The organism is Photorhabdus thracensis, assembly GCF_001010285.1.
GTDB lineage: Bacteria > Pseudomonadota > Gammaproteobacteria > Enterobacterales > Enterobacteriaceae > Photorhabdus > Photorhabdus temperata.
Map to the genome: position 1 here is coordinate 1,605,039 of NZ_CP011104.1, position 20,619 is coordinate 1,625,657.

At 43.3% G+C, this 20,619-nt stretch carries 17 protein-coding genes and 4 tRNA genes; 2 read left to right on the forward strand and 19 right to left on the reverse strand.

Annotated elements, in window-relative coordinates; translation table 11 throughout:
* Position 1 precedes the first annotated feature (1 nt).
* A complete protein-coding gene (gene hemX, locus VY86_RS06505; RefSeq protein ID WP_046974361.1) occupies positions 2 to 1,135 on the forward strand; it encodes a uroporphyrinogen-III C-methyltransferase in 1,134 nt (377 codons plus the stop codon).
* A 3-nt stretch (positions 1,136 to 1,138) separates the two neighbouring features.
* Positions 1,139 to 2,350, forward strand: a complete 1,212-nt coding sequence (gene hemY / locus VY86_RS06510; protein WP_046974362.1) for a protoheme IX biogenesis protein HemY — start codon at positions 1,139 to 1,141, stop codon at positions 2,348 to 2,350.
* A 95-nt stretch (positions 2,351 to 2,445) separates the two neighbouring features.
* Here the strand turns inward: hemY and VY86_RS06515 are convergent, their stop codons facing one another.
* The 19 genes from VY86_RS06515 to rho all read right to left on the reverse strand — a co-directional run bounded on the left by VY86_RS06515 (position 2,446) and on the right by rho (position 20,148).
* On the reverse strand, positions 2,446 to 2,748 hold the full coding sequence (locus VY86_RS06515) for a TM2 domain-containing protein (RefSeq protein WP_046974363.1): 303 nt from the start codon (positions 2,746 to 2,748) through the stop codon (positions 2,446 to 2,448).
* A gap of 763 nt (positions 2,749 to 3,511) precedes the next feature.
* Positions 3,512 to 3,588: transfer RNA gene (locus VY86_RS06520), tRNA-Pro, on the reverse strand.
* An 18-nt stretch (positions 3,589 to 3,606) separates the two neighbouring features.
* Positions 3,607 to 3,693, reverse strand: a tRNA-Leu gene (locus tag VY86_RS06525).
* 15 nt (positions 3,694 to 3,708) lie between these two features.
* A tRNA-His gene (locus VY86_RS06530) sits at positions 3,709 to 3,784 on the reverse strand.
* 74 nt (positions 3,785 to 3,858) lie between these two features.
* Positions 3,859 to 3,935, reverse strand: a tRNA-Arg gene (locus VY86_RS06535).
* A 157-nt stretch (positions 3,936 to 4,092) separates the two neighbouring features.
* On the reverse strand, positions 4,093 to 5,469 hold the full coding sequence (gene thrP / locus VY86_RS06540; protein ID WP_036839288.1) for a bifunctional threonine/serine APC transporter ThrP: 1,377 nt from the start codon (positions 5,467 to 5,469) through the stop codon (positions 4,093 to 4,095).
* Positions 5,470 to 5,711: 242 nt separating this feature from the next.
* On the reverse strand, positions 5,712 to 6,449 hold the full coding sequence (gene wecG, locus VY86_RS06545) for a lipopolysaccharide N-acetylmannosaminouronosyltransferase (RefSeq protein ID WP_046974364.1): 738 nt from the start codon (positions 6,447 to 6,449) through the stop codon (positions 5,712 to 5,714).
* Entirely contained in the window at positions 6,440 to 7,819 is a 1,380-nt protein-coding gene (wzyE, locus tag VY86_RS06550) for an ECA oligosaccharide polymerase (protein WP_046974365.1), read from the reverse strand. Before wzyE ends, wecG begins: the two co-directional genes overlap by 10 nt.
* A complete protein-coding gene (locus VY86_RS06555) occupies positions 7,816 to 8,901 on the reverse strand; it encodes a TDP-N-acetylfucosamine:lipid II N-acetylfucosaminyltransferase (protein WP_046974366.1) in 1,086 nt (361 codons plus the stop codon). Before VY86_RS06555 ends, wzyE begins: the two co-directional genes overlap by 4 nt.
* Entirely contained in the window at positions 8,898 to 10,148 is a 1,251-nt protein-coding gene (gene wzxE / locus VY86_RS06560; RefSeq protein ID WP_046974367.1) for a lipid III flippase WzxE, read from the reverse strand. The genes VY86_RS06555 and wzxE overlap by 4 nt, the downstream gene beginning before the upstream one ends.
* 1 nt (position 10,149) lies before the next feature.
* Positions 10,150 to 11,280: a dTDP-4-amino-4,6-dideoxygalactose transaminase gene (gene rffA / locus VY86_RS06565; RefSeq protein ID WP_046974368.1), complete on the reverse strand. Its 1,131-nt coding sequence runs from the start codon at positions 11,278 to 11,280 to the stop codon at positions 10,150 to 10,152.
* Entirely contained in the window at positions 11,267 to 12,007 is a 741-nt protein-coding gene (rffC, locus tag VY86_RS06570; RefSeq protein WP_046974369.1) for a dTDP-4-amino-4,6-dideoxy-D-galactose acyltransferase, read from the reverse strand. The genes rffA and rffC overlap by 14 nt, the downstream gene beginning before the upstream one ends.
* The gene (gene rfbA / locus VY86_RS06575) at positions 11,985 to 12,866 is read right to left on the reverse strand and encodes a glucose-1-phosphate thymidylyltransferase RfbA (protein ID WP_046974370.1); all 882 of its coding nucleotides are present in this window, start codon (positions 12,864 to 12,866) and stop codon (positions 11,985 to 11,987) included. Before rfbA ends, rffC begins: the two co-directional genes overlap by 23 nt.
* Before the next feature lie 17 nt (positions 12,867 to 12,883).
* On the reverse strand, positions 12,884 to 13,954 hold the full coding sequence (gene rffG / locus VY86_RS06580; RefSeq protein ID WP_046974371.1) for a dTDP-glucose 4,6-dehydratase: 1,071 nt from the start codon (positions 13,952 to 13,954) through the stop codon (positions 12,884 to 12,886).
* Positions 13,951 to 15,213 carry a UDP-N-acetyl-D-mannosamine dehydrogenase gene (gene wecC, locus VY86_RS06585; RefSeq protein WP_046974372.1) on the reverse strand — a complete coding sequence of 421 codons (1,263 nt, stop codon included), beginning with the start codon at positions 15,211 to 15,213 and terminating at the stop codon, positions 13,951 to 13,953. Before wecC ends, rffG begins: the two co-directional genes overlap by 4 nt.
* Before the next feature lie 4 nt (positions 15,214 to 15,217).
* The gene (gene wecB, locus VY86_RS06590; RefSeq protein ID WP_046974373.1) at positions 15,218 to 16,339 is read right to left on the reverse strand and encodes a non-hydrolyzing UDP-N-acetylglucosamine 2-epimerase; all 1,122 of its coding nucleotides are present in this window, start codon (positions 16,337 to 16,339) and stop codon (positions 15,218 to 15,220) included.
* Between the two features lie 117 nt (positions 16,340 to 16,456).
* Entirely contained in the window at positions 16,457 to 17,509 is a 1,053-nt protein-coding gene (wzzE, locus tag VY86_RS06595) for an ECA polysaccharide chain length modulation protein (protein ID WP_046974374.1), read from the reverse strand.
* A 26-nt stretch (positions 17,510 to 17,535) separates the two neighbouring features.
* Positions 17,536 to 18,606, reverse strand: coding sequence for a UDP-N-acetylglucosamine--undecaprenyl-phosphate N-acetylglucosaminephosphotransferase (gene wecA, locus VY86_RS06600; RefSeq protein WP_267481169.1), 1,071 nt, complete (start codon positions 18,604 to 18,606; stop codon positions 17,536 to 17,538).
* 282 nt (positions 18,607 to 18,888) lie between these two features.
* Positions 18,889 to 20,148, reverse strand: a complete 1,260-nt coding sequence (gene rho, locus VY86_RS06605; RefSeq protein WP_023043607.1) for a transcription termination factor Rho — start codon at positions 20,146 to 20,148, stop codon at positions 18,889 to 18,891.
* Between the last annotated feature and the right edge of the window lie 471 nt (positions 20,149 to 20,619).

The following is a 20,619-nucleotide window of genomic DNA, read 5'->3' on the forward strand; positions in this document are numbered from 1 at the left end:
TATGACGGAACAAAAACAGTCCGCCGAGACGGTTAAAAAAACAATAAATACGGTTGAAAACTCGCAACAGCCTGAAACAGCGCCTCAAAAACAAGAACGTTCTGGCACACTGAGAAGTATCATTACTATTGCAATTATTCTGGCAATCGGTGGCGGTCTTTATTACTACGGACAACAACAAAGCCATTTACTCCGCGTGGAAAACCATGAACTACGCCAACAATTGGAATCATTAAAACAACAGCAATCACAAGATAAACAACGTATTGAAATTCTGTTCAAAGAACAATCGCAATCTTTAAACCATTTTGCCGCACAAGCAGCACAAAATGATCAACTGGATAATCGCCTGCAAGAGTTACAAGCCAGAATCTCTTCGTTATCCAGTTCTGACATAAAAAGCTGGCTATTGGCGCAAGCTGACTTTTTGGTCAAAATGGCTGGACGGAAATTATGGAATGATCAAGATGTCGTCACCGCCGCAGCCCTCCTGAAAAATGCAGATGCCAGTCTCGCTGAGATGAATGATCCAAGCCTGATTGAAATCCGTCGTGCAATTACACAGGACATCAGCGCATTATCTGCCATCAATCAGGTTGATTTTGATGGCGCCATCCTGCGGGTTAACCAACTCTCTAACCAGGTAGATAATCTGCGTCTGGCTGACAACACAATTGATGGTTCACCTATGGATGCAGACAATGATGAATTAACCAGCACATTATCTGAATGGCGTCAGAATCTGAATAAAAGCTGGAACAGTTTTATGGATAATTTTATTACTATCCGTCGCCGCGATACTACAGCAGAACCATTACTGGCGCCAAATCAGGATATTTATCTACGGGAGAACATCCGTGCCCGTCTGTTGATTGCCGCTCAAGCAATACCGCGTCATCAGGGTGAAGTTTTTAAACAGTCACTGGAAACGGTTTCAACCTGGGTCAGAGCTTACTTTGATATCAACGATCCAAATACCAAAGCATTTCTGGAAGAAATTGATTCACTCAGTCAGCAACCTGTTTCCATGACGATACCCGATCATCTTTCAAGTCAGCCTTTACTGGAAAAACTGATGCAAACCCGGGTTCGCAACTTGCTGTCCCAGTCCTCTGAAACCCACCAGGAAGGCTAAGTTATGCTGAAAGTTTTGTTACTGTTTGTTGTACTGATTATTGGTATTGTGCTTGGCCCAATAGTTGCGGGTCATCAGGGATATGTTCTGATTCAGACTGATAAGTACAATATTGAAACCAGTGTTACCAGCCTGTTCATTATATTTGTTCTGTTACAAATGGTGCTCTGCTTCCTTGGCTGGTGCTACCGCAGAGTCATGCGTACAGGTTCCCGTACCCGTGGTTGGTTCCTCGGACGTAAACGCCACCGCGCTCATGCTCAGACAAAAGAAGCGCTAATTAAACTGGCCGAAGGCGATTTTAAACAAGTTGAGCAATTACTGACCCGTAATGCTGATCATGCAGAACAACCTGTAGTCAACTACTTGCTGGCAGCCGAAGCAGCTCAACAACGTGGAGATGAATTCCGTACCAATCAGTATCTGGAACGTGCGGCAGAAGTCGCAGACAATAATCAGTTACCTGTGGATATTACCCGTGTACGTATTCAACTGGTACAAGGTGAAATTCATGCAGCTCGCCACGGTATAGACAAACTTCTGAATCAAGCTTCACGCCATCCAGAAGTTTTACGCCTGGCTGAACAGGCTTATACAAGATCGGGAGCTTACCAGTCACTGATTGATATACTGCCAACAATGGAGAAAATCCATCTGCATGATGAATCGCAAATTCATAAGCTGCGTCAACAAGCCTATATCGGTCTGATGAATCAATATATGGCAGAACAAGGCAGCGAAGGTTTAAAACGCTGGTGGCATGATCAAAGCCGTAAAATTCGCCATGATGTGGTTTTGCAGGTTGCGATATCTGAGCATTTGATTGAATGTGATGATCATGAAACTGCACAAAAAATCATCCTTGAAAGTTTAAAACGTCAATACGATGAACGTTTATTGTTGTTGATTCCGCGGTTAAAAAGTGAAGATCCAAAGCCAGTACAAAAAGCGCTGGACCATCAGTTAAAGCAACATGGCGCAACCCCTCTGCTAAACAGTACTCTTGGACAGGTTGCTTTGCGTCATGGAGAATGGGAAAAAGCAACAAAAGATTTTAAAGCCGCATTAGATCAGCGGCCAGATGCCCATGATTATGCCTGGTTAGCAGATGCATTGGATAAGTTACACAAACCGGAAGAAGCGGCACAGGTTCGCCGTGAGGGATTGGTGCTAACTTTGAAACGCGAGAGTGATGTAATGAATAGTGTCAGCTAACATTTGACACCAGAGTTTTATGATCTATCGATCAACATTCCTTTACACGTTATTCATGCCATTGATTAAAAATGCCCCCATACGAGGGCATTTTTCTAGCCATATTTTCTGGCAAAATTTTCATCAGAAGTGCAAAGATAAATAATAAATTCAATAAATGAGATAAACGAAGGGATAAATGTCCAGCAAAATAACAGATATAAAATCCCCATGCCGATTTTACCCAGATAAAATTTATGAGCACCAAAACCGCCAAGAAAAAATGCCAGTAACGCAGCAACAATTCTGCTTTTACTGCCAGAAGAATATGCCTTTATCACCGCACCACAATGCGGGCATGATTGCGCAGATTCATGCAACATTTGACCACAACCAAGGCATCCGATCATCTTTGACATCTATATTTCCTTTAAATAAGTTAGGACGAAGTACTATAACTAAGTCAGTTTTATAGCAGAAACCAATAGTCATATTTCCCGTTTTGCTTATATTAAATATTAATATCTAAACAGTATATAAATCTATCAGAGATATCCCTAACGATAGGCAAAAAAACACCTATCCTAGAAATAAAGATAGGTGTACAAATACAATCAGGTCTACAGACGGATAGTGCCTCACTCAACGTTAAGTCCGATCGGCGATGAAAAGATGGCTATATCTTACTCATCTGTGACATGGACAATAGGCACCGATAATCAGCTCTGCATCATCCCTGGGTTTATGAAGCATGTGCTGTCATAAGAAATAGGATGAGCATCTACATTTGTAGTAATGCATTTAACATGCCAACTTTTATCCAGATGATAAGTCGCTTAGCCTCATCGGTTATTTCTCTATTTATTACAACGAGAAAGCAAATCATCACAAAATCTACGTCATTGACTGTCTCTTATTTGAGACAACGTATAATACATTTATTATTTTTTATTTTAATTCAATATGTTAAAAGTCTCTTATTTGAGACAGCTAATATGTCAATCGTCGTCAAAATACAACAAGATAAAAAATTATTATATAAAACAAGTAGCTAATGTCTAAAAGACAATTCACTGAACTTAAATCAAATAAAGTATACACTGCAAGTAATGGACAGAAGGGGAAACAGAAAATAGGAAGGGGAAAAGCAAAAAACCCTGCAATGCAGGGTCCTTCAAAATTTGGTCGGCGAGAGAGGATTCGAACCTCCGACCCACTGGTCCCAAACCAGTTGCGCTACCAAGCTGCGCTACTCGCCGAAATTCTTTTCTTTTTTATGGTGCGAAGGGGGGGACTTGAACCCCCACGTCCGTAAGGACACTAACACCTGAAGCTAGCGCGTCTACCAATTCCGCCACCCTCGCGTGTCATAAAAAAGATGGGGTGGCTAATGGGACTCGAACCCACGACAACTGGAATCACAATCCAGGGCTCTACCAACTGAGCTATAGCCACCATAACAGCTATTTTACTACTAGATACAACTTACAAACAGCGGAAATACACCGCAGCTCTTGCACGCAAATCAATGGCGCGCCCGACAGGATTCGAACCTGAGACCTCTGCCTCCGGAGGGCAGCGCTCTATCCAGCTGAGCTACGGGCGCTTAACGCCGTTGCGGATGGGGATAGTACGGATTTAATGATATACTGTCCAGTGCTTTTTTTAAGAAATGATGCGTTTGATTACACCTTGCTCACTTCGTTGATAAAGCCCGCTCTTATTTCCCCTACCCACTACCGCAGTGATAACAAATCAGTCTATCAGGGTTTTAGTTTTTGACTGCTAAAAAACCTCACTAACCAATAAATCAGCGACACTATCAGCAGAAAACCTCCACCTACCAGCAATGAGAAACGAGTATCCGGGTTAATTGCCATGCCTATCAACACACAGCATAAAAATGCCAGTGTCAGATAATTCACATAGGGGAACAGGATAGATTTAAAACTATGTTGCTTCAGAGCCTCTTGATGGTACTGACGAAAACGCAACTGGCTCACCAGAATAACAAACCACGGAACCATTCCCGGCAGGACACTGGCACTGTAAACATAAACAAAAACTGCCTGTGGATTTGGGATCAGGTAATTCAAACTGGAACCTATCAGCAAGCACAGAATTGTAATGGCAATACCGATTACCGGCACACCATTCTTTGACAATTTTGTCAGCGATGAAGGTAACTGACGATTTTGCGCCAATGCATAGAGCATCCGTCCACCGCTGTACATACCACTGTTACAACCAGAAAGTGCAGCGGTCAATACAACAAAGTTAATCACAGCTGCCGCTGAAGTGATACCCACTTTGGTAAAGGTCATCACAAACGGGCTGCCCTGTGAACCAACTTCTATCCACGGAAACAAGGTAACGACAATAAAGATCGCACCCACGTAGAAAATCAGGATACGCCAGAGAATATTGTTAATCGCTTTTTTCAACGTAACCTGTGGATTTTTAGCTTCACCCGCAGTGATGCCTACCAGTTCCACTCCCTGATAAGATGCAACAACAATACAAAGCGCAAACAGAAACCCTTGCCAACCACCAGCAAAGAAACCGCCATGGGCAGTCAGATTATCCAATCCAATAGGTTGCCATTGATTACCAATACCAAAAAATATCAATCCCAGGCCAATCAGGATCATGACGATAATTGTGGTCACTTTAATCATGGCAAACCAAAATTCCAATTCACCATAAAGACGTACTGCCGCGAGGTTCGCTAAAGCGACTAATGCCACCGCAATCAATGCTGATACCCATTGAGGAAGCTCGGGAAACCAGAACTCAGCATAAACACCGATAGCTGTTATTTCTGATATCCCTACTGCCACCCACATAAACCAATAACCCCAAGCGGTCAGGCATCCCCAATATGGGCTGAGATATTTATGACCAAAAGAAGCGAAAGAACCCGTGACAGGCTCAAGAAACAGCATTTCACCCATGGATCGCATAATGAAGAAAACAAAAATTCCGGCAATAATGTAAGCCAGCAAAACAGAAGGGCCAGCCCATTTCAACGTGCTGGCTGAGCCCATAAACAGACCGACACCAATAGTTCCACCTAATGCGATTAGCTCGATATGACGGGCTTCTAAACCTCGTTGCAGGCCCTGTTGTTGATCTGCCATAAATTCCCTGTCCATTGTTATGTGTTTTAATGTGCAAATAGTCAAAATATACAAGACTGGTTTTGACCAGCCATAAAAATGGCAGGGATCAAAACACGTTTTTCCGCTCAGTGGAATAAAAAATTACCTAATAATTAGTACAGATGACAAAAGCCCGGCAGGATCAAACGGTTATATAGACGTTGTGAAACGAATTTTTTGATAGCCTGCCGCAAATTGTTATACGACAGGCAGGCAACTATCTACAGACGATTGCGGTAGTAATATCCCAGAAACTTCAGTAGCTTAAACTGACGACGGATACGGCTTGGTTGTGATAACAAACGATAAAACCACTCAAGCCCGAGGTTCTGCCATACTTTTGGCGCACGTTTTACGTGGCCGGTGAATACGTCATAAGTACCACCAACTCCCATATAGAGAGCATCGCAATGAATTTTACGGCAGTCACGCATGAAAATTTCTTGCTTAGGCGACCCCATTGCAACTGTCACAATGGCTGCCCCACTGGCATGAATCCGCTCAAAAACAACATTACGCTCTTCTGGCGTGAAATAACCATTCCGACTGCCAACGATATTGACGTTCCACTGAGTCCGCAGTTTGTTTTCCGTCTGTTCTAATATCTCTGGTTTACCGCCAACCAGAAAAACGGGGGTGCCTTCTTTGCCAGCACGCTCCATGATGGCTTCCCACAGATCAGCACCGGCTACGCGGGAAACTTCAGCATCAGGGTATTTACGGCGGATAGCACGTACAATGCTGATACCATCGGCATACAGATACTCTGCTTCGCCCAGCAGTGTACTCAACGCTTTATCTTCCTCTGCCGTCAGAACTTTTTCCGCATTAACCGCAACCAGAGTACCGGTTTTTACCTCCCCGCGTTGGAAAATATGGTCAAGAAAGTGTGCCATATCGCGGAAGCCCCAAATATTCAAACCACGAATACTATATTTGGAGATATTGTTTAGCTCCATTTTCTTTCCTTACATTGCAACGGACGTTTTTGCGATACGGCCAGGTTGCTGGTCAGGTATTTTCTAATAAGCCCTGCACTCTCAAGTAGCCAATACAACAACTTAGCAACCACCAAACACAAACCAAAAATAATACAGAAAAATACCACACGGGAAACAAATGAATCCAATCCTTCACGAGCCAGTACTATCATGTTGAAGATCGCGCCAAAGCAGAATGCCTGTAAAATAGCGGCTTTATAACGATTAGTCTCCTGTTTACCTAACTCATAAATCCAGTCAAACCACTTAATTATCAACCCAACAACAATCGCACCAACCGGAATAAATAGCACTCCGCCCATAACCACCAGAGAACCTATCAAAGTCGGGGAGATTGCCAGACCAGAGTGGTTATCCAGCACCTCCCAGGTGAAGTAATTCGCAGAATTCAACACTGCATCAGGGCGCCCAGGCCAGAGCCAGCTTGGAATAAAAACATAGAAATCACGGATAACCGGCGCCAGCCCCTGAAAATCGATTTTGTCATAGTTATTCAGCAGTAACGCAAGATTTTCCCACGGCGAGAAAGTATCTCTAGTGAGGTAGAGGAAGGTATAAAACGCTTCTGCACCACTGACATCCAAACTATAACGTTTGAGCGCCAACCAGAACATGCCAACAATTCCCATTGCTCCCGCAGTCATCAGCATCCACAAGGTTATCCAACCACGAACAATGCCGATAAACAGGAATAACGCAAACGCAATAATAATATTAGCCCTTGTTCCCCCAACGATGACATAAGTCAGAATCCCAAAAGCAACCGTGCTCATCAGAAAAAACAACCAGCGTAATTGTGTCGGTTTCAGGAAATAGACCACTAACATGGCAGGAATAAAGAAGTAAAAGAACCGTTTCAGGGCAACACCGGAAACCTGACTGGAAAAAATCTGACTGTACGACTGTAATTTAAACAATAGAAAACCGTTTTGCATAAAGAACAGCCCAACGGTCACAACCGCAACCAATACCAGCAATAACCATGTGAAGTTAGTTTCTACTCGGTTCATGGTGAATACGGGTGTTTTAAGCTGCATAGACGGCTTTCTTAACCGGGTTTTATAACTGACGTAATAAATTCCATAAAAACAAGTTGAAGCCAGCAGAGCATGTAATAAGGAGTCTACAGGTACCACCTCAACATCGAATTGAAAAACCAACAAGCATGTCAGAGGGAAACCAAAATAAAATGTCAGCAAATAAAGCAATGAGAAGAACACATTAAAATTAAAGCGTACACGCCGGAATTCCTGATAAGTCAGCGTCAGGATAAAAACCAGTGATATCAGATAAACAACAAATAATCCGCCAAATTGCGTTAAAGTCATTGCTGTTCTCCTGCCGCTTTTACCAGCGCTTGCCGCCAGCCATCAACAAAATTTGGGCTGAAGAAAGTTATCGTATTTCTATCTAAGGAAAGCATCTGCCGTTGTGCTTCTGTAATTAGTTGGTTATCTAAAGGAGCACCGAAGAAAAATACCGGAACCTGCTGTTCTGTTAAATCCTGCCAAAAAAGATTCTGACGACTAAGCACAAGCGGCACACCAAATTGGATCAACAGACAAATTGTTCCAATCCCCTGTTGGCGGTTAAAAATGAAATACCCTAAATCACAACGACGCAACAATGCCAAATAATCATCAAACGCCAGATTTTTCTTAAGAATTCTTAAATTTTCCGGTCGGAACAGCGATAAAGCAGACTGTTCAACCTGCTCAATATAAGCCTGATTATTTTCCGGATAACCCATTGGGATGACTATTTGTACCTTATCACCAAACTGCTTATGAATAGCTTTCAGTGCAGTAATATGACGGTTTGATCGATCACCGGAGTTCCCCAACAAAATTGTCATCTTGTCATCATCAGAAGGAGATTTTTCTGCAATCGTCAAGGCCGGGTCCATTCTGGTTGGGAAATAGAGTAATGACGTTGGTACTTTCGGATGATGTTGAGAATAAAAATAGAGATCACCACGAACCGCAAATACATGCCCTACCCGACGCTGCGCCAGACGACGCAGAAAATAAAACAGACGGAATTTTAACTGACAAGAGTCTTCATAAAGATCAGCACCCCAAGCATGCCACCAGAATTGATTGCGTTTTATTTTTCCTGATAACAATGCTAACCACAAACCCGCATTAAATTGTCCATGAAAAAAAAATCGGCAATCCCTGTCTGACTGCGCTTTAGCAACAACAGCTCGAGACAGAGATTTTTTACTGTCGAAAAATGCCATATCTAATGCCGGGCAATCATCCAATGAAACTCGATCCCTAGCCACTACCATAAACTTTGGTTTAGCTGAAAAACCCATTTCTTGCGCTAAAACGTCATTAAAAAAGCGCAATACCGTTCGATTATGATGGGGGATATCAGATCCCAGAACGTGAATGAGGGTTGTCATGCTCGCCTGCAATAAATAAGAAATGCACCACAACAAAGGGTGAAATAAACAACATAAGTTGCCATATAAGCTTGCGCTGCACCTAACGCTCCATTAGCAGGAATCAGCCAGTGGGCAAAACCAGTAAGCAGCAAAAACTGGCTGACTTCAGTCAGCACATAAAAACGCAACGCCGCTTTGGCAATCACCAGATAACCAAAAACATAAGCGCCCACTTTCAATACATCACCAATCAATTGCCAAGCAAACAAATCACGCATAGCAGTAAATTTGTCAGAAAATAGCAACCAGATAGCAAAATCGCGCAACAACCATACGGTAAAACTTGCAAATGCCACAGCAGGCAAAACAAATTTCAGCGCCTTAACTATCTCATTTGATATTTCACCCTTACTCTGCAATCGTGAAAGCGTTGGCAACAAATAAACACTGAAAGAAGCTGTGATAAATTGCAGGTAAGCATCGGAAATACTGCTTACACCTTGCCAAATACCCACATCATCCCAGCTATAATGCGCTGCCAGCAGGTTTCGCATCATAATATAAGCAACCGGTAAGGTAATGGAAGTCAACAGAGCCATAAGGGTAAATTTACCAAGCTCGCTAGCCAGTACCTTATCCCACATGGGCTTAAAATATGAGAATGAAACCTCTTTGCGACGCAAAAGCATCAATCCCGCTGGAAATATTATCAGTGCCGGCACTAAGGCCAGACCAGCCAAAGCACCTTCATAACCACCAAGGGTGAAACAGAGATAATAGGCAATCACTCCTATCAAACTACCAAGAATAACCGCCAGCGCATTCCCCTGAGCATCCCGGTATCCTTTCAAAATAGCCAGAAAATAGTTGGCACAGGCAATTCCCATTTGAATAAATGCGATCGCTTGCACAACGGGTTCATAATCCCTATGACCAAATAACCCAATACTGATAGGCCCGCTAAACAACAGAAAAATCACGGCCAACAGAGCGGAAAACCCGAGAATAATGGTAGAAGAAGTGCCCAGTACCGCACGCAACCTTTCTGGTTGCTGCTGATACTCAGCAACATATTTAGTCACACCATTAAAAATACCGGCGCCAGCCAACACCCCAAGGACAGTAATAAGCTGACGGAAATTACCCGCCTGCCCAACCCCACTGGGGCCGAAAGCAACAGCCAATAATTTAACGATTAAAAGCCCCACACTGATTTTTATCAATGTAGAGCTTGCAGTCCATATTGATGCTTTAGCCAATGACATATCAGGCGAAGTATTCCCTAATATGTTCGATAACACTTTGCTGTTCAGCATCTGTTATGTTGTAAAACATTGGCAAACGTACCAAACGGTCACTTTCACTGGTAGTGAAGCGATCTTCTCCGTGGAAACGGCCAAATTTTTTACCGCCCGGGCTGGTATGCAGAGAAACATAATGAAATACCGTCAGTACGCCAGCATCTTTCATATAGCTATTGAATGCAGAACGTTCTTCAACATCTTTCAGTTTGATATAGAACATATGAGCATTATGTTCTAATCCTTCCGGTACTACAGGTAATGTCAGGTAACCCGCATCAGCCAACGGTTTTAATGCCTGATAATAGGTATCCCACAAGGCAAGACGACGTTCATTGATTTTCTTAGCTTCTTCGAGTTGTGCCCACAAATAAGCAGCTTGAAGATCTGACATCAGATAACTGGAACCAATATCGCGCCAAGTGTATTTATCAACTTGACCACGGAAAAACTGGCTACGATTAGTTCCTTTTTCACGGACGATTTCCGCACGGGAGATCAGGGATCCGTCATTGATAAGTGCTGCACCGCCTTCACCACCAGAAGAGTAGTTTTTGGTTTCATGGAAACTGTAGCAACCAATGTGTCCGATAGTTCCCAGTGCGCGCCCCTTATAAGTAGACATTACCCCCTGGGCTGCATCTTCCACGACAAACAGATTATATTTCTCTGCCAAGGCCATGATGGTATCCATTTCACAAGCCACACCAGCGTAATGAACCGGAACAATCACTCGTGTTTTAGCTGTAATGGCAGCTGCGATCTTGGTTTCATCAATATTCATGGTATCTGGACGGATATCCACAAAAACAACGGTTGCCCCACGCAGTACAAACGCGTTAGAACTGGAAACGAAAGTGAAGCTCGGCATGATCACTTCATCACCGGGCTGAATATTCAGCAAAATAGCTGCCATTTCCAGAGAAGCTGTGCAAGATGGCGTCAGCAACACTTTCGGACAGCCGAAATGTTGTTCCATCCACTCTTCACAACGTTTGGTAAAACCACCGTCCCCACAAAGCTTACCGCTCTCCATTGCCTGCTTCATGTAATCTAATTCAGTGCCGACTACTGGTGGTCTGTTAAATGGAATCATTTCGTCCCCTATATAACCAATAAGCAGTGTTTTCAATAAACGCACCACTGCGTGTATAAAGGCGCAAAGCAGCGATATTGCTGGTTTGTGTCGCAATTCTTAATTGCTGTATTTGATGGTGTTGACACCACTGTTGCGCCACCGACATTAATTTTGAACCAATTCCATGGCCGGTATTTCCTGGAAATACTGCCAGCAACCCCATACGAGCCTCACGATTCCCTAAATCCCGCAAAGTAACAAACCCTGCGGGTTGCCCGTTATCTCCGTTTACCAGTAAACATTGATGATCAAATGTCCCTAATACCGCTTTCTCAACCCAGGTAGCATAGAAACGGCCACTATCCTGCGGCTGATACCACGGGGCACGGAAACGGCTTAAAGAAAATATTTTGGCAGCTACCTCTTTCAGCATCGGGATATCCCGCTGTTCCGCCGGGATCAGCACATTCTCAGAAGAGTTGTTACTGCAAGTAATATAAGCATTTTCTATGCCAATCCTTAAGGAAAGATCAACTTCCCCCTCCACCAGCGAAAAACCCAACGCGGATAACCCATCAATAAGATCTAATCGCTGTGCGGGCACTTTGGCCTGCACCAAAGCATACTGTTCTAACTGAGGTAAAGTTAACAACCTGGCATCAGGTGTAAAATCAAGACGAGCAGTAGACAACCCGAAGTAGTGGCTATCCCACTCTAATAGTTCAATACTGGCGCGAACGGACATGAAGGAGATCCAGCAGATATTGACCGTAGCCAGTTTTCGATAAGGATTTTGCTGTCTTTCTTAACTGCTCATCATCCAACCAACCATTACGCCAAGCAATTTCTTCAAGACAAGCGATTTTAAAACCCTGACGTTTCTCAACAGTCTGCACAAAAGTGCTAGCCTCAATCAAGCTGTCATGGGTACCCGTATCCAGCCAGGCAAAACCACGCCCTAACAGTTCAACATTCAACTCACCACGTTCCAAATACATCTGGTTAATACTGGTAATTTCCAACTCACCCCGTGCAGAAGGTTTTACCTGCCGGGCAAAATCCACAACCTGATTATCATAGAAATAAAGACCGGTTACCGCCCAGTTTGATTTTGGTTTTTCTGGTTTTTCCTCAATGGAAAGAACGTGGAACTCGTCATCAAACTCCACCACACCAAATCGCTCAGGATCCATCACCTGATAACCAAAAATGGTCGCCCCTTTTCTACGGGAAACAACTTTCTTCAGTTTTGGGCTAAACGCTTGTCCGAAGTAGATATTATCTCCCAATACCAGACAACTGGGTTCCCCGTTAATAAACTCTTCACCAATCAAAAAAGCCTGAGCTAAACCATCTGGTGATGGCTGTTCTTTATAACTCAAACGAATACCAAATTCGTCACCATTACCAAACAGTCGGCGGAAAGAAGGTAAATCTTCTGGCGTGGAGATAATCAGAACATCACGTATCCCTGCCAGCATCAGTACTGACAAAGGATAGTAAATCATCGGCTTATCATAAATTGGCAGTAGTTGTTTAGAAACACCCCGTGTTATCGGATTCAACCGGGTACCTGAGCCCCCTGCCAGAATAATACCTTTCATGTTTCCTCCAGAGTAGCTTAGTTTTCACCCAACCCAAGGCGTTCACCAGCATAAGATCCATCCTGAACCCTACGCCACCAATTTTCATTTTCCAGATACCATTGAACTGTTTTGCGAATCCCTGATTCGAAGGTTTCCTGTGGTTTCCAACCCAGCTCACGCTCAATTTTCGCAGCGTCAATGGCATAACGCATATCATGGCCAGGACGATCTACGACATGAGTAATCAAGTCACGATAATAAGCAGTACCTGCTGGTTTCTCAGGGCAAAACTCTTCCAAAAGTTCACAAATGGCACAAACTACATCAATATTTTTACGTTCATTATGACCGCCAATATTATAGGTTTTACCCGGTTCAGCTTCTGTTACAACCAAATAAAGCGCTCTGGCGTGATCTTCCACGTACAACCAATCACGAATTTGCTTCCCTTCGCCATATACCGGCAAAGATTTGCCTGCTAATGCATTCAAAATTATTAATGGGATCAATTTTTCCGGGAAGTGGTAAGGACCATAGTTATTTGAACAATTGGTAATAATTGCTGGTAAACCATAAGTACGATGCCATGCTCTTACCAAATGGTCACTGGATGCCTTGGACGCTGAATATGGACTGCTTGGCGCATAAGGTGTCGTTTCGGTAAAAAAACCATCCTCACCATGCAAATCACCATACACTTCATCCGTTGAAATATGATGAAAACGAAAAGCAGTTTGTTTCTCTTTACTCAGTTTCTGCCAAAAAGCCCGGGCAGCTTCCAATAAAGTATAGGTACCAACAATGTTGGTTTCGACAAATGCCGCAGGGCCATCAATAGAGCGATCCACATGGCTTTCTGCCGCCAGATGCATCACACAATCCGGCTGATACTGCTCAAAAACCCGATCCAGTGCTTCACGCTGGCAGATATCAATCTGTTCAAACGCATAACGTGTGCTATCCGCAACAGAGTCAAGAGACTCCAGATTACCAGCATAAGTCAGGCTATCAACTACAACCACGCTGTCTTCTGTATTATCAATGATATGCCGCACAACAGCGGAGCCAATAAAACCGGCTCCACCTGTGATTAGAATACGTCTCAACGCCAGACTCCTTTTGTATCCACAATCCATTTCTGTTTAATTTCACAACCATTTACCGCTTTAAACTGATTATGATCCACCAGCATCAACAAGATATCAGCTTCTTCCAAAGCTTTTTCCAGGTTAATCAATTGAGTCATTCCTTTCAAGGAAACGGGTAATTCATGAACATTAGGCTCTACAGCCAATGTCTCACCTGCATGCCATTGAGCAATCATACGAGTGATATGTACCGCAGGACTCTCACGTAAATCATCAATATTTGGTTTAAATGCCAGGCCAAAGCAGGCGATTTTCACTTCACTTGCACGCTTTCCACTTTCAGCCAGACAATCCGCAACAGCTGCTTTTACTTGATCCACAACCCACAATGGCTTGCCATCATTAACCAAACGTGCTGTATGGATAAGACGTGACTGTTCTGGGTTTTGGGAAACAATGAACCACGGGTCAACAGCAATACAATGCCCCCCCACTCCAGGGCCGGGCTGAAGAATATTTACACGGGGATGACGGTTTGCCAGACTGATAAGTTCCCACACATTGATGCCTTGTTCAGCACAAATCAGAGAAAGTTCGTTGGCGAATGCAATGTTCACATCCCGGAAACTGTTTTCTGTCAGCTTACACATTTCTGCTGTTCTTGAGTTAGTGATAACACATTCACCTTCAAGGAAGATTTTATACAATTCACTGGCTCTGGCCGAAGATTTTGACGTCATACCGCCAATAACGCGGTCATTATTAATCAACTCGACCATAACCTGTCCAGGTAATACACGTTCAGGGCAGTAAGCGATATCAATATCAGATTCCTCTCCCACCTGTTGTGGAAAAGTCAGATCAGGGCGCGCTGTCGCTAACCATTCTGCCATCTGTTCTGTCGCCCCCACGGGTGAAGTAGATTCCAGAATAACCAGATCGCCTTTTTTTAAAACCTGCGCCACAGATTCAGCGGCGGAACGGACATATTTCATATCCGGTTCATGATCACCTTTAAAAGGAGTTGGAACAGCTATCAGAAAAGCATCTGCGGGTAACGGAGAAACCACTGCTCTCAGGTAACCACCTTCCACAGCAATTTTCACCACTTTGTCCAGATCCGGTTCCACAATATGAATTGCACCACGATTAATCGTTTCTACCGCATGCTGGTTAACATCTACCCCGATAACTTTCTTATTATGGGATGCAAATGCTGCCGCAGTTGGCAAACCAATATAGCCAAGACCGATAACTGATATAGTTTCAAAACTCATAGTGTCACCTGATTTTTTTCAAAGCGTCGAGAATACGTTGACAGGCATCGCCATCCCCGTAAGGATTATGAGCGCGGCTCATTTGCTGATAGGCAGCATCGTCTGTCAACAATCGAGTCACCTCCTCCACAATAGTGCTTGTTTCTGTCCCTACCAGACGTACCGTTCCCGCATCAACCGCCTCCGGCCGTTCAGTAGTATTACGCATCACCAGCACAGGTTTTCCTAAAGAAGGTGCTTCTTCCTGAATACCACCAGAATCTGTCAGGATCATATAGGCATGGTTCATCAAATAAACGAATGGTAAATAGTCCTGTGGTTCGATGAGAATAATGTTATCAATATTATGCAAAATACGCTTTACCGGCTCACTGACATTCGGGTTTAAATGGACCGGATAGACTACCTGCACTTCTGGATGGGCGCGGGCTATTTGTGCCAATGCTTCACAAATTCGCACAAATCCACCACCAAAACTTTCACGACGATGACCCGTAACCAAGATCATTTTTTTATTAGTCTCAATAAACGGGTAATGTTTCGCCAGCTTATTCCGCATAGCTTCATCATTCATTATTCGATCGCGTACCCACAGCAACGCATCGATCACCGTATTACCAGTGACAAAAACCCGATTATCTGCAATTGATTCTTTCTGTAAATTCTTACGGGAGTTTTCCGTCGGAGCAAAATGATACATTGCCAGATGCCCGGCAATCTTACGGTTTGCCTCTTCCGGCCAAGGGGAATAGAGATCTCCGGTTCTTAGTCCAGCTTCAATATGACCAACAGGGATACGCTGATAGAATGCAGCCAAACTGGTTGCCATAGTTGTTGTGGTATCTCCGTGAACTAATACAACATCAGGCTTAAATTCTGTCAAAACGGGCTTCAATCCTTCCAGAATACGACATGTAATATCCGTTAAATCTTGCCCTGATTTCATAATATTGAGATCAAAATCGGGAGTGATCTCAAAAAGATGTAACACCTGATCCAACATTTCCCGGTGTTGGGCGGTGACACATACTTTTGCTTCGAAGGCTTCATCCCTTGCCAATGCGTGTACCAGCGGAGCCATCTTGATAGCTTCCGGCCGGGTACCAAACACAGTCAACACTTTCACAGTGACTCTCTTATTAGTCAGTAAGTTGCAGACATTCCTGCAAAAAATACTCTTTGATGCTATTTACTCCTGCTTCCGGAATTGCAGAAAATATCTCTGAGAAGCAGTTATATTTGATTATTTACGTGAACGCCGTACCAATGCCACGCCGGCACCAACCAAGGCACCAACTGTGCCCCACATGATCATCAAAAACACTCTGCGAGGACTGTCTCTGGTAACAGGTTCCTCTGGTGTTCTCAAATAGCGGTAAGTCTGGAATTGATCCTGTAATGTCGGGCCAACATTTAACGTCGCTAACATTGCAATATTCTGGTCATAATCCATATCATAGTCGGGGCCTGTCGCTTCCAGAGTTTCAAGCTGAGCCTGTAACAACGGCGCACCTAACATAAACATTTTTGAGTCAGGCAATTGATCCATCGGAGTATCAGTTTGATTACGCTGAATCCCTTGTTTTTCTGCAACTTTCAGTGATTGCTGTAACACATTCATTTCGCGGTTATAAACCGCTTTAGCGACCATTTCCTGGCGCTTAACCAATGCATTCATAGATTGGGTACGAGTAGCCCATGCACCTTTTACTTCATCATTCAAATGAGTGCTAGCGCGACTGTTAGCAAAAGCAATGTACTGGCGCAAGAGTTGATTTGCTTGTGCAGAGGACTCTGCTGTCAGTTTAATACTGTCATTCAACACTTTTTTATCATCATGAGGAATGAACTGAATATTGTTGACTAACTCATCTAATAAGCCCGCATCAACTCTGGCATTGCCTTCCCGATGCTGCTTGTAATAATCAGATTTTAACCAGAATTCACGGCGAGTATCATATGCCGCGACCTGAGTAACGAATTCCTTATAAGCTTCTTCAGGAATGGACGGTAACTGGGTTTCCGGTGAAATGTTAATGTGAGTATCCAGATTGCGCAAAAACTGCTGCTGAGAATAATAGCTCCCCAAATGACTAGTGGTAGGCAGGTCAGTGGTTGCCATTGCACTCCATTTTTGTTGCATCAGATATGTCACACCAAGAGCTATAGCAGCGAAAATAACTGCCAGTACGATAATCCATATCTTCCCGCGCCATAGAGCACTGCATAAGGCTCTGATATCCAGCTCATGCTCCAGAACTTGTTCACCCTGAATAGACGTTTCTGATTTTATCACTGCACAGAACCTCTGTTAGATAGATGTTAATGGTTAACTGAACGACGCATACGACGTTTTTGCCGTTTGATGAAACGAGCCACCCGCCATGCGTGCTTTATGCAATAGCCATACAACATAAATGCAAGCAAAAAAAGTGCCAACATTACCCATTCAGGCACAAACTCCAACCATTCCCCGATAATTCCAATAGCAGCGAATAAAGCTGCGGCAACAGTAATCAAGATAAATGCCTGACGTGATGAGAACCCAGCCCGCATAATCAGATGATGAATATGTTGTCTGTCAGGAGAAAATGGGCTCATCCCTTTACGTAACCGACGGTACATAATGGCAACCATATCCATTAATGGAATGGCAATAATCCATAATGCAGTCACTGGATTAACCGGATGCTCATTCCCTTGAGTAGATTCAATAAGCAACCAGATAATTGTAAAACCAATCAATGTACTGCCTGCGTCCCCCATAAACACTTTGAAACGCTGGCTTAATAAACCAAGATTAAAAATAATATAAGGGAGAATGGCAGCAATAAATGCAAAACACCATAATGCCAGTGCGGTGTTACCACTTTGATACAGTAAAATTCCCAAGGCACCGAAAGAGACGCAGGATAACCCACCTAACAATCCATCTATTCCATCAACCATATTGAATGCATTGATGGCAGCCCAGACAGCAAATAAAGTCACAACATAACTGAACGGCCCAAGTGTCATGTCCCAGGGGCCAAAAGCATAACCAAGACTATTTAATTTCAAGCCGGCAAAATACATCATCGCAATACCAACCAGAGCCTGGATAGTTGCCCGGATCTTAACGCTGATGTCAAAACGGTCATCCAATGCACCGATAAATACCAGCACACCAGCACAAACCAAATATAACCACTTGTGAGGAATAAATTCTTTAGTGATAACAAAAGCAAAACAAACCCCGGTAAATACTGATACCCCTCCAACCAGAGGCACCAATCCCTGATGACACTTACGATAATTAGGTTTATCAACGAGACCGATTTTCTTTGCTACTTTGCGCGCTATAAACAAAAACGCAAACGAGAACAGAAAAACGCAAAAAACTTCGATATCCATGCTGAAAATATTCACGATAACAACTCTCTGTAAAAATAAAGACACCCTGGTTATTTATCAACCAAAATCCAATCCCACAGGCACTCCAGCTTGCGAAGACACTGCTTTATTATGGAAAAATTAATGGCCTTATATCATTTTTGTGACACTTAATTTTAAATAGATGGCAGTATGTGAAATATTTGCAAAATACATACCATATTTACAATACTATAAGCGTGGATGCAAAAAACGCCACGAAATCGTGGCGCTTATTAAAATCATCGTAAAATGAGGTAGAAACTACGAACGTTTCATCATGTCAAAGAAATCGTCGTTTGTTTTGCTCATAGCCAACTTATTGATAAGGAATTCCATCGCATCAATTTCTCCCATCGGGTGAATAATTTTGCGCAGAATCCACATTTTCTGTAACTCTTCGGTCGTGGTGAGTAGATTTTCTTTACGTGTACCAGAACGGTTGTAATCGATAGCCGGGAAGACACGTTTTTCAGCAATTTTACGGGAGAGGAGCAGTTCCATGTTACCAGTGCCTTTGAACTCTTCGTAAATCACTTCATCCATCTTGGAGCCCGTATCCACCAACGCAGTCGCAATAATAGTCAGGCTTCCACCCTCTTCCACATTACGTGCAGCACCGAAGAAACGTTTTGGACGATGTAACGCGTTAGCATCTACACCACCGGTCAGTACCTTGCCGGATGCAGGGACAACCGTGTTATAAGCACGAGCCAAGCGGGTAATAGAATCAAGCAGAATAATAACGTCTTTTTTATGTTCAACCAGACGTTTTGCTTTCTCAATGACCATTTCTGCCACCTGAACGTGACGGGAAGCGGGCTCATCAAAAGTAGAAGCAATAACTTCACCTTTCACCAGACGTTGCATTTCAGTTACTTCTTCCGGACGTTCATCAATCAGAAGTACCATCAATACACAATCTGGATGATTGTGAGCAATGTTAGCAGCAATATTTTGCAGCAACATGGTCTTACCCGCTTTTGGTGGCGCTACGATAAGACCACGTTGTCCACGGCCAATCGGTGCAGCCAGATCCAGAACACGGGCTGTCAGATCCTCAGTGGAACCATTACCACGCTCCATACGCAAGCGATTATTAGCATGCAGAGGAGTTAAGTTTTCAAAAAGGATTTTACTACGGGCATTTTCTGGTTTATCAAAGTTAACTTCGTTAACTTTCAACAGTGCAAAATAGCGTTCACCTTCTTTAGGTGGGCGGATTTTACCTGAAATTGTGTCACCGGTACGGAGGTTAAAACGGCGAATTTGGCTGGGAGAAACGTAGATATCATCGGGACCGGCAAGGTAGGAGCTGTCTGCTGAACGGAGAAATCCAAATCCATCCTGCAATATCTCCAGCACACCGTCACCGAAGATATCTTCTCCACTTTTCGCATGCTGCTTAAGGATAGAGAAGATAATATCTTGTTTACGCATACGGGCCAGACTTTCCAGCCCCATCTTTTCGCCGAGTGTAATCAGTTCAGATACCGGCGTATTCTTTAATTCGGTAAGATTCATAATGGTGGGTTCTTAAACTCGGGGTATATCTCGAACTATGAACGTGAATAGTATGGCAGCGTCATCGGTGCCTGTTTATTTTGTACAAAAAACAAATAAGACCTTTAATACATTATTCATATAAAAAGGTAGTAATTTGAAGTACTAAGATTGAGCTCAAATAAGACTGACAGGCTGTCAAAAACGCTGTTGAGATAATGCTGAAACATTACTGATTTCTATAAAAACTATCTCAACGTAACGAGCTATACGCCAGATTACTCCCGTATAACCCATCGGATACTTTAGACTATCCAGAGATAACAGACTTATCAGACACTACAGATTGTTCAGTATGCAACATACTTCTAACAGATGTATGTGATACAAGCAGTGGCGCTAACTTATCACGCTTCTTTACGGACGTCTAGCGGTCAATGAAATAAATAATAGCATAAGCTAAACGTCCGGTATTAATGTGATCTTACTTCA

What these genes read in the sequence shown, in the direction of transcription:
- wecG (WP_046974364.1), bottom strand. Translation starts at nt 6,449, where the DNA reads ATGGAGCTAAACAATATCTCCAAATATAGTATTCGTGGTTTGAATATT.
- VY86_RS06555 (WP_046974366.1), bottom strand. Translation starts at nt 8,901, where the DNA reads ATGACAACCCTCATTCACGTTCTGGGATCTGATATCCCCCATCATAAT.
- rffC (WP_046974369.1), bottom strand. Translation starts at nt 12,007, where the DNA reads ATGTCCGTTCGCGCCAGTATTGAACTATTAGAGTGGGATAGCCACTAC.
- hemY (WP_046974362.1), top strand. Translation starts at nt 1,139, where the DNA reads ATGCTGAAAGTTTTGTTACTGTTTGTTGTACTGATTATTGGTATTGTG.
- hemX (WP_046974361.1), top strand. Translation starts at nt 2, where the DNA reads ATGACGGAACAAAAACAGTCCGCCGAGACGGTTAAAAAAACAATAAAT.
- rffA (WP_046974368.1), bottom strand. Translation starts at nt 11,280, where the DNA reads ATGATTCCATTTAACAGACCACCAGTAGTCGGCACTGAATTAGATTAC.
- rho (WP_023043607.1), bottom strand. Translation starts at nt 20,148, where the DNA reads ATGAATCTTACCGAATTAAAGAATACGCCGGTATCTGAACTGATTACA.
- wzyE (WP_046974365.1), bottom strand. Translation starts at nt 7,819, where the DNA reads ATGACTTTAACGCAATTTGGCGGATTATTTGTTGTTTATCTGATATCA.
- wzxE (WP_046974367.1), bottom strand. Translation starts at nt 10,148, where the DNA reads ATGTCATTGGCTAAAGCATCAATATGGACTGCAAGCTCTACATTGATA.
- thrP (WP_036839288.1), bottom strand. Translation starts at nt 5,469, where the DNA reads ATGGCAGATCAACAACAGGGCCTGCAACGAGGTTTAGAAGCCCGTCAT.
- wecA (WP_267481169.1), bottom strand. Translation starts at nt 18,606, where the DNA reads ATGGATATCGAAGTTTTTTGCGTTTTTCTGTTCTCGTTTGCGTTTTTG.
- VY86_RS06515 (WP_046974363.1), bottom strand. Translation starts at nt 2,748, where the DNA reads ATGTCAAAGATGATCGGATGCCTTGGTTGTGGTCAAATGTTGCATGAA.
- wecC (WP_046974372.1), bottom strand. Translation starts at nt 15,213, where the DNA reads ATGAGTTTTGAAACTATATCAGTTATCGGTCTTGGCTATATTGGTTTG.
- rfbA (WP_046974370.1), bottom strand. Translation starts at nt 12,866, where the DNA reads ATGAAAGGTATTATTCTGGCAGGGGGCTCAGGTACCCGGTTGAATCCG.